At 66.1% G+C, this 12612-nt stretch carries 14 protein-coding genes; 10 read left to right on the forward strand and 4 right to left on the reverse strand.

What is annotated here, in order from left to right; genetic code table 11:
* Positions 1–55 precede the first annotated feature (55 nt).
* Positions 56–376 carry a quaternary ammonium compound efflux SMR transporter SugE gene (sugE, locus tag DIZ22_RS02495; protein WP_010337553.1) on the forward strand — a complete coding sequence of 107 codons (321 nt, stop codon included), beginning with the start codon at positions 56–58 and terminating at the stop codon, positions 374–376.
* Here the strand turns inward: sugE and DIZ22_RS02500 are convergent.
* Positions 348–1043 carry a helix-turn-helix domain-containing protein gene (locus DIZ22_RS02500; RefSeq protein ID WP_048937688.1) on the reverse strand — a complete coding sequence of 232 codons (696 nt, stop codon included), beginning with the start codon at positions 1041–1043 and terminating at the stop codon, positions 348–350. The genes sugE and DIZ22_RS02500 overlap by 29 nt on opposite strands.
* A 113-nt stretch (positions 1044–1156) precedes the next feature.
* Between DIZ22_RS02500 and DIZ22_RS02505 the strand changes: the two genes are divergently transcribed.
* From DIZ22_RS02505 to DIZ22_RS02525, 5 genes are all read left to right on the forward strand, one after another.
* The gene (locus DIZ22_RS02505; RefSeq protein ID WP_048937687.1) at positions 1157–1603 is read left to right on the forward strand and encodes a VOC family protein; all 447 of its coding nucleotides are present in this window, start codon (positions 1157–1159) and stop codon (positions 1601–1603) included.
* Positions 1604–1633: 30 nt separating this feature from the next.
* On the forward strand, positions 1634–1993 hold the full coding sequence (locus DIZ22_RS02510) for a DUF1428 domain-containing protein (RefSeq protein ID WP_048937686.1): 360 nt from the start codon (positions 1634–1636) through the stop codon (positions 1991–1993).
* A gap of 168 nt (positions 1994–2161) precedes the next feature.
* Complete coding sequence (locus tag DIZ22_RS02515) at positions 2162–2962, forward strand: VOC family protein (protein WP_048937685.1); 801 nt, start codon at positions 2162–2164, stop codon at positions 2960–2962.
* Positions 2962–3453: a VOC family protein gene (locus tag DIZ22_RS02520; protein ID WP_048937684.1), complete on the forward strand. Its 492-nt coding sequence runs from the start codon at positions 2962–2964 to the stop codon at positions 3451–3453. The genes DIZ22_RS02515 and DIZ22_RS02520 overlap by 1 nt, the downstream gene beginning before the upstream one ends.
* The gene (locus DIZ22_RS02525) at positions 3450–3917 is read left to right on the forward strand and encodes an SRPBCC domain-containing protein (RefSeq protein WP_122927881.1); all 468 of its coding nucleotides are present in this window, start codon (positions 3450–3452) and stop codon (positions 3915–3917) included. The genes DIZ22_RS02520 and DIZ22_RS02525 overlap by 4 nt, the downstream gene beginning before the upstream one ends.
* On the opposite strand, the gene DIZ22_RS02530 is transcribed toward DIZ22_RS02525, so the two are convergent.
* Both DIZ22_RS02530 and DIZ22_RS02535 read right to left on the reverse strand, forming a co-directional pair.
* On the reverse strand, positions 3880–4839 hold the full coding sequence (locus DIZ22_RS02530; RefSeq protein ID WP_048937682.1) for a hypothetical protein: 960 nt from the start codon (positions 4837–4839) through the stop codon (positions 3880–3882). The genes DIZ22_RS02525 and DIZ22_RS02530 overlap by 38 nt on opposite strands.
* A 567-nt stretch (positions 4840–5406) precedes the next feature.
* On the reverse strand, positions 5407–6666 hold the full coding sequence (locus DIZ22_RS02535) for an oligogalacturonate lyase family protein (RefSeq protein ID WP_048937681.1): 1260 nt from the start codon (positions 6664–6666) through the stop codon (positions 5407–5409).
* Between the two features lie 239 nt (positions 6667–6905).
* Here DIZ22_RS02535 and DIZ22_RS02540 point away from each other — a divergent pair, with 239 nt between their 5' ends.
* The 4 genes from DIZ22_RS02540 (at position 6906) to DIZ22_RS02555 (ending at position 11334) form a co-directional block, all read left to right on the forward strand.
* Complete coding sequence (locus DIZ22_RS02540) at positions 6906–7184, forward strand: BA14K family protein (protein ID WP_234415627.1); 279 nt, start codon at positions 6906–6908, stop codon at positions 7182–7184.
* A gap of 74 nt (positions 7185–7258) precedes the next feature.
* Positions 7259–7972 (forward strand): EF-hand domain-containing protein, encoded by a 714-nt coding sequence (locus tag DIZ22_RS02545; RefSeq protein WP_048937679.1) that lies wholly within the window; start codon positions 7259–7261, stop codon positions 7970–7972.
* A 14-nt stretch (positions 7973–7986) separates the two neighbouring features.
* The gene (locus DIZ22_RS02550; RefSeq protein WP_048937784.1) at positions 7987–10719 is read left to right on the forward strand and encodes a TonB-dependent receptor; all 2733 of its coding nucleotides are present in this window, start codon (positions 7987–7989) and stop codon (positions 10717–10719) included.
* 78 nt (positions 10720–10797) lie between these two features.
* Positions 10798–11334: a hypothetical protein gene (locus DIZ22_RS02555; protein ID WP_122927882.1), complete on the forward strand. Its 537-nt coding sequence runs from the start codon at positions 10798–10800 to the stop codon at positions 11332–11334.
* Between the two features lie 69 nt (positions 11335–11403).
* Here the strand turns inward: DIZ22_RS02555 and DIZ22_RS02560 are convergent, their stop codons facing one another.
* Entirely contained in the window at positions 11404–12570 is a 1167-nt protein-coding gene (locus DIZ22_RS02560) for a pyridoxal phosphate-dependent aminotransferase (protein ID WP_048937677.1), read from the reverse strand.
* Positions 12571–12612 lie beyond the last annotated feature (42 nt).

Genomic DNA, 12612 nt, shown 5'->3' on the forward strand with positions numbered 1-12612 from the left:
CCATGCGGGTTTCAAGTCCGGGACGGCCCGGCGCCCCTCTTGAAGGAGCGCCATCATGGCCTGGATTGCCCTGTTTTTTGCCGGATTGCTGGAAATCGTCTGGGCCTTTGCGATGAAGCAGTCGCATGGTTTCACCCGGCTGGTGCCGAGCCTCATCACCCTTGGCGCGATGATTGCCAGTTTCGGCCTGTTGTCGCTGGCGATGCGCAGCCTGCCGCTGGGCACCGCCTATATGATCTGGACCGGGATCGGGGCGCTGGGGGCCTTTGCCGTCGGCGTCGCCTTCCTGGGCGAAGCGATCAGCCCGGCGCGGCTGGCGGCGGCGGCGCTGATCCTCTCCGGTCTTGTCATGATGAAGCTGGCGTCGCCGGGCTGACGGTTGAGGGCGCCTTGGGCGGTAGGGGGAAGAGGCGGACGAAGCGTTCCGCCAGCGCCCGGTCGCCCTCCATTTGCAGGGCCGGCGCCATCGCGGCGAAGGACTGGCCGCCATAGACGATGGCGGCGAGTGCATTCTGGTCGCCGGTGAAGATCAGGTCGGCGCCGGCCGCTTCGCCCCGATCGATGCTGAAATCGCCGTCATGGAGCGTGGCGCGAAATTCCTCCTCACCGAAGCGGAAGCCGATCGTCGCATCCAGATCGCCGATCGCGGCGCGATCGATCATGGTGCGCATCGACATCACCACCGACACCTGGCTCATCGGCATGCCCGGCTGCATCGTCGGCGATCGGCAGGCCCAGCGGCCCAGCACCATGAACAATATTTCCGACTCGCGGCCCCATTCGGTCAGCTCGTAAATCTGGCTGGCGGCGGGCGGGGGCAGCCGGCGACGGACAAGGATGCTGGCCGCTTCCAGTTCCTCCAGCCGCTGGGTCAGCACATTGGCGCTGATTCCGGGCAGGCTGGCGCGCAGGTCGGTGAAGCGCTTGGGGCCGAGCAGCAATTCCCGCATGATCGGCATCGCCCAGCGATCGCCGATCAGATCGAGCGCATGGGCGGTGGCACAGCCATCCTGATAGGCGCGTTTGCGCGGGTTGGGACTCATTGGTTATCTTTTCTAACTTGTCTGTTGCATAATATAATCTTCAGGCGCACAAAGTTCAAGTCGGCGACTCACGACAAGGTGCGAGCCGCCGGGAAAGCATGAGGAGAGAGACGATGGCCGATGCGCCCGCGCCGAAGATGATCTTCGTCAACCTGCCCGTCACCGATCTGCCCGCCGCGATCGCCTTCTATGAAGCGGTCGGCGCCGTGCGGAACAATGATTTCGCCGATGACAGCGCGCAGATGATCAGTTTTTCCGAGACGATCCATGCGATGCTGCTAACCCATGAACGGTTCGCCGGCTTTACCCCGCGCAAGATCCCCAATGCCCATGAAACCGCGCAGGTACTGCTGTGTTTGAGCGAGATGAGCCGGGACGCGGTGGACGTGACGGTGGACAGGGCGCTGGCGGCGGGCGGGACCGAGCCGAACCCCAAGCAGGATCATGGCTTCATGTATGGCCGCAATTTTGCCGATCTGGACGGCCATATCTGGGAAGTGATGTGGATGGATGTCGCCGCCGCAATGGCCGCGAACCAGGGAGAAACTGCCGACACCTGATGTCGACGACCTTGCAGAAGGAGAGAGACGATGAGCTATATGGACGGGTTCGTGATCCCGGTGCCCAAGGGCAACAAGGAACGCTACAAGGAGGTCGCGGCATTCGCCGCGCCGATCTTCATCGAACATGGCGCGCTGCGCGTGGTCGAATGCTGGGCCAACGACATCAAGCCCGGCAAGGTCAATGATTTCCGCACTGCCGTCATCGCCGAAGAGGATGAGGAAGTCGTCTTCTCCTGGATCGAATGGCCCGACAAGGCGACCCGCGATGCCGGCGCCGAGAAGGTGATGAAGGATGAGCGGATGCAGCCCAAGGAGGGCGAGGACATGCCCTTCATCGGCGCGCGGCTGATATATGGCGGGTTCGAGGTGCTGGTCGACCACAAGTAAGATTGACCGCCATTCCGCCCAGGCGGGCCTGCAAAGCGCGCTTTTCTGCGTTCCGGTGCTCACGTACTTTAAGTACGCTGCGCTCCGTTACTCGAAAATCACGCTTTTCGGCTCCACCTGACCGCAATGACGATCAATCCTGGAACTCGTGTTTTCGGGAGACGGACGATGACCGACTTCAATGGCAAATTCTTCTGGTATGAACTGATGACCAGCGATCCCGCGGCGGCGCTGGCCTTTTATGGCGATGTCGTCGGCTGGACGGCAGAGCCGTTTGGCGGCGATCTGCCCGACGGCCCTTATCAGGTGATTTCCGGCAGCGCCGGGCCGTTGGGCGGTGTGATGGCGATCCCGGCCGAGGCGAAGGATTGTGGCATGACGCCCTGGTGGGGCGGCTATGTCGGGTCTGCCGATGTCGATGCCGATGCCGAACGGCTGAGCGCGGCCGGGGGCAGCGTGAAGCGTCCGCCCGAGGATATTCCGGGCGTCGGCCGCTTTGCGGTGATGGCCGATCCGGGCGGCGCGGTGTTCATGCTGCTCAAGGGATCAAGCCCCGAGGGGATGGATGCGCCGCCGCCCATGGCACCGGGCCATGTCGGCTGGCACGAGCTATATGCCGGCGATTTCGACAAGGATCTGGCCTTCTATACCGGGCAGCTCGGCTGGTCGAAGGGCGAGGCCATGGATATGGGCGAGATGGGCAGTTACCAGCTTGTCTCGCAGACCGGCTCGACGGACTTTGACGGCATGACCGGCGGCATCATGCTGGTGCCGCCGATGATGCCGGTGCCGCTATGGCTGTTCTACTTCACCGTCGGCGACATCGATGCGGCGGTCGAGCGGGTGACGGCCGGTGGCGGCACGGTGCTGCAGGGGCCGATGGAGGTGCCGGGTGGCGCCTGGATCATCCAGGCGACCGATCCGCAGGGCGCGATGTTCGCGCTGGTCGGCAGCAAGGGAGAGGGGTGATGGACAAGATTTCCCCTTGCCTGTGGTTCGACGGCCAGGCCGAGGAGGCGGCGCATTATTATGCGTCGGTGTTCGGCGGGTCGGTCGACCATGTGAGCTATTATCCCGAGGTCAATCCCTCGCCTTCGCCGCTGCCGGGCGGGAGCGTGCTGCTGGTCGAGTTCAGCCTGTTCGGGCAAAGCTATCAGGCGTTGAACGGCGGGCCGCAATTCAGCTTCGACGAGGCGATATCGCTGTCGGTGGCATGCGCGGACCAGGCCGAGCTGGACGGCTATTTCGATCGACTGACCGGCGATGGCGGCACGGCCGGGCCGTGCGGCTGGGTAACCGACAAATATGGCCTCTCCTGGCAGTTGGTGACGCGCCAGATCATGGACAATTATCATAGCGGCGACCGCGCCGGCATTGCCCGCATGATGCAGGCGATGATGACGATGCAGAAGCTGGACAGCGGCGCGATGCACGCGGCGTTCCTGGGAGAGGCGGCATGAGCGGGGCGGAGCATGAATTGTCGGTCACCTGCCTGATCGAGGCGCCGCGCGAGATTTGCTGGAAGGTGTGGACCGACCTCAAGGACGAATGGTTCTGTCCCAGACCCTGGCGGGCCGAGGTGATCGAGGAGGATATGCGCCCCGGCGGCCGCAGCGCGGTGCAGATGTTCGGGCCGAATGGCGAGGAAACCGGGCCGATGGAGGGCATTTTCCTGGAGGTGGTGCCCGGTGCGCGGATCGTCACCACCGACGCCTATGCCGCCGGCTGGATACCGCAGAGCCCGTTCATGACCGCGATCTGGGAATTCGCGGCGGAGAGCGATGGCACCCGCTTCACCGCGACAGCGCGCCATTGGGACGCGGAGGCGAAGGCGCGGCATGAGGAAATGGGATTCCATCCCGGCTGGGACGAAATGATGGCCCAGTTCAAGGCGCTGTGCGAGACGTCGGCCGCGAGCGCCTGAGCGGATCGCCGGCGGGCTGGTCGGGCACCAATATTTCCGCCGGGTCCATTTTCGACATGGCGATGGCGGCGCGCATGAAGAGGAGGGCGGGGCGCAGCGATGTGTCGCCGCTTTCCTGCACCAGTTCCCGCAGCGCGCGGACGAACAGGTCGGGCCAGCGTTCGATATCCACGCCCTGGCCGCGCAGGATCAGCGCGGTGGCGCTCCAGTGGCGCTGGAGCAGGCCGATCATGTCGGCATAGTCGCGGGAGTCGCCGACACAGGCATCGGTCATCTCGCGGAAGATCGGGCCAAGTAGCAGCGCCGGCTTGCCATCGCCCAGGCCCGCCCAGAGCGAGCCGGGATATTCGGCGAGCAGGCCATTCAGGGCATCGCCGAAATAGCGCAGCCGCCCGTCATGGGTCGCGACCTCGATCAACGGGGCGGCGGTGCCCTCCTGCTCGGCGCGATGGCGCAGCAGCATCTGGCAGGCGAAACCGGCCAGGGCGCCAAGCGTCTCTTCGGCCGAACGGGTGCGCGGCGGACGGACCCGGTCGAGCAGGCGGCGGGCGAGCGCTTCGTCCGGATCGAGCAGGGCGGGCATGCCCTGTCGCGCGCGATCGACGCGGTGCAGGCCGCGCGTGGCGTGGCGGACCCAGAGGAAAAAGGTGATGCTGAACAGCGCGAAGCTGGCCGCCATGGCGCCGAGCAGCGGCAGGGCGTAGGCGTGGCGCAGTGGCGGCAGGAACAGCGCGAGCAGGCAGAGCATCGGCAGCAGGGCGAGCGGCAGCAGGCGCGCGACGCCACGACGCAGGCGCTGCGCGGTGGCCATGTCGGGGATGGCATATTGGCCGCCGATCAGGCCGAAGGGCATGAACAACGGGCGGCCGTCCGCGCCATGGCCAAAGGCGCTGTCGATGAAGCTGGTCGTGAGGCGGCGCATGGCAAGGATCCGGCAGGAAGGAATGCGGGCGCGCCGCGGCGGCAGCCTGACGGGGAAGCTGTTACCGGAATATGAGGGGATGGGATGAAGGGGGTGTTTACCCTGTTGGGCCAGATCGCCCGAGACGGAAGCGTCACGCGCATTCGCCGATGGCGTGAAACAGGCGCTATTCTTTGGTTCTGGGCCATGTAGACAAATTCGGGCGGTCTGGAAGCGACCAGAAGCGGACGTTTCCTACTCCCCTCCCTTCCAGGGAGGGGCCGGGGGTGGGTGCGCCGCGTAGCGGCGGTCTACGGTCGATAGGGCAGAAGCTCGCTACGCTCGCCACCCACCCCAACCCCTCCCTGGAAGGGAGGGGCTATGTCTTGTTCCCACCCAACTCTGTCACCCAAGCGAAGGCTGGGGTTTGAGGCGGTGGCAGAAGGAGGTCAGCCGTCTTGCGCTATCCGTTGTCCGCGCGGTCGCCTGCCTGAGATGCCAGCCTTCGCTGGGGTGACGGGATAAGGGGCATTGCGCACCCTACCCATCCTCGCCATTCGGCGGGCGTCGGACTTGTGCGCGCGCGGTCTAGCGGGGTTTCGCGATTTCGACGGCGTAGATGGCGGGGCTGCCGGCGACATTGCTGCGATAGACCAGCCATTTGCCGTCGGGGGTGAAATGCTGGTTGGGTTCGAGCGTATAGTCATGGCTTGTCAGATCGACGAGCCGTTCCGTCTCCAGCGTGCCGGTGGCGATCAGCGTGTCGCCGTCCAGCGTGTTGCGGGCGCGGGGATTGTCGTCGGGGCGGGGGTGGAAGAGGCTGATATATTTGCCGTCATTGGCGCCGTCGCCGGAGAAGCTGCGGCCGTCGGGCGATGAGGCGAAATGATAGGAGCCCTGGCCCGGACGGATCGCATACCAGCGGCGCGCGCCATTGGCGACGTCATGGCCGGCGAGCCAGCGCATCCCCTGCGGCATGATGAGGTCATACCAGATGGTGCGGCCGTCGGGCGCCCAATATTCATGGCCGGCAATCTCGCCCTGCAGGATGCGCTGATGCACCTTGGTCCTGGCGCTGCCATCGGTGCGGATGGTCCAGATACGATCGACCTGCTGCCAGGGGCCTTCATGGCAATACATGAGCAGATCGGGATCGGTCGGCGAGAATTGGACATGGTTGAGCCAGTCCTTCGACGCGGTGATGCGGCGCTGCTGGCCGGTGGCGATGTCGATCGCGAAGATTTCCATCGGCACGCCGGCGGCGAGCCGGGCCTCCATCCATTTTTCCTTGGCGGCGGCGAAGGAGAGGGGGCGGCCCTGATCGTCGGTGCCGCTATAGCTGGGCGAGCCGGTTTTCGGATCGCGCTTGCCCTGGGCGGCGATGGCAGGCGGCGGCGGGGCGAGTTCGCGATGGCCGGCGAGTAGCGTGTCGTTAGCATTGATGGATTCGATGCGGCCACCCGGCATTTCGGCAATGCGGCGCCGCTTGCCGCTGTCGAGATCGACCGACCAGACGATGAAGGACGGCTCGCCCTCGCTGCTGCCGGTCGGGTTGGTGGTATAATAAGCGACATTGGCGCGGTGGCCGACGAACAGCAGCCGGTCGACCTTTTCCTTCAGCACCAGCCGGGTGGTCCAGTCGCTCGTGTCGGCGACCCGGATACCCTCCGGCGTCAGATAGACCATGCGCTTCCCGTCGGGGGTGAAGGGATTATAGTTGAAATAGAGGCCGTAATTGCCGGGCCGGTCATCGACGCGGACGATGCGGTGGCCGGTGGTCGGGTCGGTCCAGCTGGCGGGCGCGGGTGCTTGCGCTGCGACGAGCAGGGGAAGGGCCAGCCCGATCATTGCCTGCCTCAACCGCATCCCATCCTCCCAGTTCAAGTTCAATTTGCGGGATTGGATACCGCATATCGGGAATTTGGCAAGGCGGCTGTGATCGCGGCGCGGCGCGTGCTTGCGGGGCCAAGTCTTTGACAGAGGAGGGCAATAAGGCGCGGGCTTCTGAAATATTCGTGAAATGACGGGGCAAAATCGGGTGGCCACAGACGGGGCGGAGATTTTCCACCCAGATGAAAGGCCATGACATGACTTATCCCTCGCTCCTGACCCTGGGCGCCGCCGCGCTGATGGCGACGCTGGGCGCGCCGGCCATGGCGCAGGCGCCGCATCATGGCGCGAGCCAGCCGGTGAGCAGCAAGGCGCCGGCCAAGAAGCCTGCTCCGGCAAAGGCCCAGCCGGCCAAGGCCCAGGGCCGTTCGACCGGCGCGGCGCACCAGAAGGCCTGCCGCAATCGCTACAAGAGCTATGACGCCAGGCTGGACAGCTATCTCTATCGCGGCAAGCGGGTGCGCTGCACGCTCTGATCGCGATCGACACGGGGCGGCGCCGGGGGACGGCGCCGCCCCGTTCCTGTTTTCATGAAGAAGGACGATGCGCGATGCGCAAGATGATGATCGGGGCGGCGCTGTTGCTCTGTTCGGCGCCGTTGCTGGCCCAGGGGGGCATGGGTGGCATGGGCGGTGGCCCGCCCGGCGGCGGCGGCCCTCCCGGTGGCGGCGAAGGCCGGCCGCAAAAGCCGCGCGAGATGAAGCCGATCAAGCGTAGCCAGATCGACAGGATCGTGACCGCCATGTTTGCCGAAGCCGACAGCAATCGCGACGGCATCGTGACGATCGACGAATTGCGGCTGGTGGTGCAGGCGCGGCGCGAAGCGATCATCCGCACGCGTTTCGACGCGATCGACAGCAATCATGACGGCACGCTGAGCCTGGCCGAGTTCCAGGCGTGGCAGAGCAGCATGGGATCGGTCGCGCTGTCGGAAACGGGCGCGATGGGCGATCAGGGCGGGCCGGTGGCCGAGGCGATCATGCCCAAGCTGGGCGACGACCCCGAGGATGCGATACTGGGCCGGCTGATCGAACCGCTCAATGCCAGCGCGATCGCGCAGGCCAACAGCAATTATGATGCCGGCGCATCGCTGGAGGAAGTGCTGGCGTTCGAACATGCCCGCTTCGACGCGGCGGACGCCGATCATGACGGCGTGCTGTCGGCCGAGGAGATGCGCAGCCTGATGCCGCGGCGTGGTCCGGGGGGAGGCCCCGGCGGTCCGGGTGGACCGGGCGGCGCGGGCGGACCGCCGCCGCGCAACTGACGGGATTGATGCCGATGCCTTGCCTATCCTTGTCCTGCCGTCGGGCGGGCAGCGCCCTGCTGCTCGCCGGATGCAGCCTGTTCGCCCTATCGACGCCCGCTGCGGCGCAGAGCGTGGCGAGCGACGATATCGTCGTCACCGGGCAGGCGCCGCCGGGCGCGGTGATCGGCGACATTCCCGCGCAGAACCAGCTCGGCCGTGCCGACATCGATGCCTATGGCGTCGGCACGGTCAGCGAATTGCTGGACGAGATCGCGTCGCAGACCAGCAGCAACCAGGGGCGCAGCGATGACGGCCCGGTGGTGCTGGTCAATGGCAAGCGGATTTCGGGCGTCAACGAGGTCATCGACCTGCCGACCGAGGCGATCTTGCGGCTCGACATCCTGCCCGAGGAGGTCGCGCTCAAATATGGCTATGATGCGCAGCGCAAGGTGGTGAACATCATCCTGCACCGCCGCTTCCGATCGCAGGTCGCCAATGCGGGCGGCGGGATGGCGACGGCGGGGCAGGGCGAAAATCTGGCCGGCGACGTCGGCTATACCCGCATTCGCGACAATGACCGGGTGAGTGTGACGGCGCGGGCCAAGTCCTCCGCCTCGCTGCTGGAAAGCGAGCGCGATGTGATCGTCGATCCGGAGGCGGCGGGCGATCCGACCGGGCGGGTCAGTGACGACCGCGCCTATCGCACCCTGTCGCCTGCCACCCGCAGCTATATGCTGAACGCCACGGTCGCGCATCAGTTGAGCGAGACGGCGAACCTGTCCTGGAACGGGCGGGCGGACTACAAGACCAGCAAGGCGCTGAATGGCCTGCCCACCGGCAGCCTGACCGATGGCGACGAGACGGTCGACCGCATCCTGTCGCTCGATCCGCTGCATCAGGATACGCGCGCGCTGACGCTGAGCAGCGGCATCAGCCTGAATGTCGACCTGTCCAAGACCTGGCGCATGTCGGTGATCGGCAGCTACAGCCATAGCGACAGCCGCACCGACAGCGATCGCGGCTATGATCTGGACGATGTGCAGGCGGCGCTGGACGCGGGCGATGTGGCGACCGATGGCGTGCTGCCCGCGAGCCTGCTGGGGGGCATGGGCACGCAGAAGGCGCGCGCGTTGCAGGACACGGGCAGCGCCAGCCTGCTGGTCAATGGCAAGCTGTTCAAGCTGCCGGCCGGCAATGTCGGCATGAACCTGCGCCTGAGCGGCGACACGAGCAGCCTGCGATCGTCCAGTATGCTGGATGGGGTGATGTCGCAGCGGACCGCGAGCCGCACCAATGGCGGCGCGCAGATCAGTTTCGACCTGCCGATCGCCAGCCGGCGCAATGGCTTCCTGCCGGTGCTGGGGACGCTGACCGCCAATATGAACGCGTCGGTGACGCAGGTTTCCGACTATGGCACGCTCGGCACGCTGGGCTATGGCCTCAGCTGGACGCCGCGCACCGGCATCACCATCATCACGGCGGTCAATAATGACCGGACCGCGCCGACGCTGGACCAGCGCAACAGCCCGACCATCACGACCAGCAATGTACGCGTCTATGACTATGTGCGCGGGCAGAGCGTGACGGTGACGCAGGTGAGCGGCGGCAATCCGGCGCTGACCGCCGACAATCGCCACCAGTTCAAGCTGGGCGCGACGGTGAAGCCGCTCACCAAGGTCAACCTGACCCTGTCGGCCAATTATGTGAGCAGCGAGACGCGCGACGCGATCATCAGCCTGACCGGCGTGTCTTCCGCATTGGAGGCGGCCTTCCCCGATCGCTACAGCCGCGACGAGGAAGGGATGCTGACGCGGATCGACACACGCTCCGTCAATGTCGCGCGCGAGGAGGTGAAGCAGCTGCGCTGGGGCCTCAATTTCACGCAGCTATTGCGCAAGCCCAAGCGGCCCGAGCCGCCGGCCGGCTTCGTGCCGCCATGGCGGCGGACGGCGGTGCAGGGCGATGAGGCGCAGATGGCGGCGCCAAAGGCGGAGGGTGGCGACGGGCAGCCCGCAGAGGGCGCGCCCGGCGGTGGTCCCGATGCCGAGCAGGATGCGATCCTGGTCGATGGCCATCGGCCCGATGATGCGACGCCGATGGGGCCGCCCGGCGGCTTTGGCGGGCCGGACGGCTTCGGTCCGCCGCCTGGCCCCCCGCCCGATGGCATGGGGCCGCCCGATGGCCCGCCGCCCGGCGGTGGACCTGGTGGTCCGGGCGGTCCCGGTGGGCCGGGCGGACGGGGCGGCTTCGGTCCGCCCGGTGGTGGTCCGTTCGGCGGCGGCAGCGACAATGGCGCGCGGCTGCAACTCTCGCTCTATCACAGCATCATGCTGCGCGACGCGGTGCTGCTGAGCGAGGGTGGGCCATGGGTCGATTTGCTGAATGGTGGCACGCTGGGCGGGAGTCCGCAGCCGCGCCACAAGGTGCAGCTGAGCAGTGGCGTGATCGACAATGGCGTCGGCATCCGGCTGGACGGCAACTGGCAGAGTGCGTCGCATGTGACCGGGGACCAGACGGCGTCGGGTGGCGACCTGCGCTTTGGCCAGCTGGTGACGTTCGACCTGCGGCTGTTCGCCAACATGGCCAACCGGTTCCGCGGCCAGGACTGGGCGCGGGGCATGCGGGTGAGCTTCACCGTCGGAAATCTGCTGAACCGGCGTCAGAAGGTGACCGATGGCACGGGTGCGACGCCGGTCGCCTATCAGCCCGCCTATCTCGATCCCGAGGGGCGGACGCTGATGCTGTCGGTGCGGAAGCTATTGTGAATTGGGAAGGGGCACCTGCTGAATCGGCGTCCCTTCAACCTGATTGAAAACCGGTCATAAAATGCGCATCTGGCGCGGATGAGCAAAATCTCTTTCCTTGCCCGGATGGTGGCGCCGATCGGCGTCCTGCTGGGGACGCCCGCCGCAGCGCAGGAGGCACCGGACTTTTTCGGCGCGGCGCTGTGCCAGCCGCCCTATTCGACCGACAGCGCGACCGCCCTGTATGAAGCCGCCGAAAAGGTCGCCAAAGCAGATACATCGATGTTGGGGGCGGCGATCTATACGCTGCCCACGCCGATCGAGCGGGACGGCTTTGTGGCGCGGGCGGTGGTCTTTGCCGGCATGTCGGTCGGCGTGCTGCTGGATGGCGAGGTCGCGGAGGCCGCGGCCGCCCGTTATGGGCTTGCCAGGGAAAAGAGCCGCCTGTTCGGCGCGTCGAGCCTGGGCTTTGCGCGGCAACTGGACGATGGGGCGCAGGACATGCGCGAGATGGGGTTGATTTCCGTCGTTGCGCGGCAGGGGCCTGCCCTGGCGGGGCGGACATTGCTGACCTGCGAGTTCGTGTCGCATGAGGATCGCAAGGCGCTCGACAGTCAGGAAGGCGATGCGCCCTGATATGAAAAGGGGCGCCCGGTTGTCCGAACGCCCCTCCTTCGTGACGGCTTTGCTATGGGATGCCGTGGCTCAGGCCTTGTAGACCTTGTCCACAGCCGCACAGAATTTCGTCATGTCTTCGGCCGAACCGACGGTGACGCGCGAGACATTGGGCCAGATCGGCCAGTTGCGGCCGATCTGCACCTTTTCCGGCGAGGCGAGCAGGGCGGCCTGCATTTCCTTGGCCGGCTTCTTCCAGTTGACCATGAACATGTTGGCTTCGCTGCCGGGCTGGACTTCGATGCCCTTCTTGGTGAGCCAGGCGATGGTCTGGTCGCGGGCGGCGATCATCTCGTCGCGGCGCGCCTTGATGAGCGCGGCTTCGGGATAGACGGCGTTGCCGCAGGCCATGGCGGTGATCGACAGGCCGCCGGCCGACGGGCCGAACAGCATCAGGCGCTTCTGCACTTCGGGATCGGCGAAGGTGAGGCCGAGGCGGATGCCGGCCATGCCGAACAGCTTCGAGAAGGTCCGCATGACGATGATGTCCTTGCGGTTGCCGATCAGCGAAGCGGCGCTGGGTGCGTCCGAGAAGTGGATATAGGCTTCGTCTACCAGCAGCATGGAATCGGCCGGCTTGTTGTCGAGCAGCCACTTGATGTCGGCGATCGGCGTGATCGTGCCGGTCGGGTTGTTGGGTGTGCAGATATAATAGAGGCCGGCGTTCGGGTTGGCGGCCAGCATGGCCTTGACGTCATGGCCCTTGCCGACGGCCTGGGGTGCCTTGGCGATCGGCGCCTTGAGGTAATCGGCGGTGCGCCAGGCGGATTCGAAGGTCGGGTCGGCGGTGACCAGGCCCTTGGTCGGCGAGCAATAGGCCGCGACGGTCGAGACCAGCGGGCCACCCGAGCCGGGCCACAGCATCACCTGGGCTTCGGGAATGCCCTCCACCTTGGCGATGGTCGAGACCAGGTCGCCGCGATAATTGTCGGGGTCATACCAGTTGCCGACGGCGCCGGCCTTGGCGATGGCGTCGACGCCCGAGGGGAAGGGGCCGGTCCAGCATTCGTTCGAGCCGATGCGCACCGCGCCCTTGATGCCGCGGGCGGCCTGCTGCTGCGCGAAGGCGGGCGCGGCCAGCATTTCGTGCATCGCGGCGCCAGCGCCGATCAGGGCGGCAACCTTGGCAAGCTGGCGGCGCGAATAGCCGCGCTCGATCAGGTCTTCCCGCGCTTCCTTGTCCAACATCATGGTCATGCCGATTGTCCCCTTGTTTTCCTGCGAAATGCCTTGGATTTC

This window comes from Sphingobium sp. LF-16 (assembly GCF_003711185.1).
Lineage (GTDB): Bacteria > Pseudomonadota > Alphaproteobacteria > Sphingomonadales > Sphingomonadaceae > Sphingobium > Sphingobium yanoikuyae_A.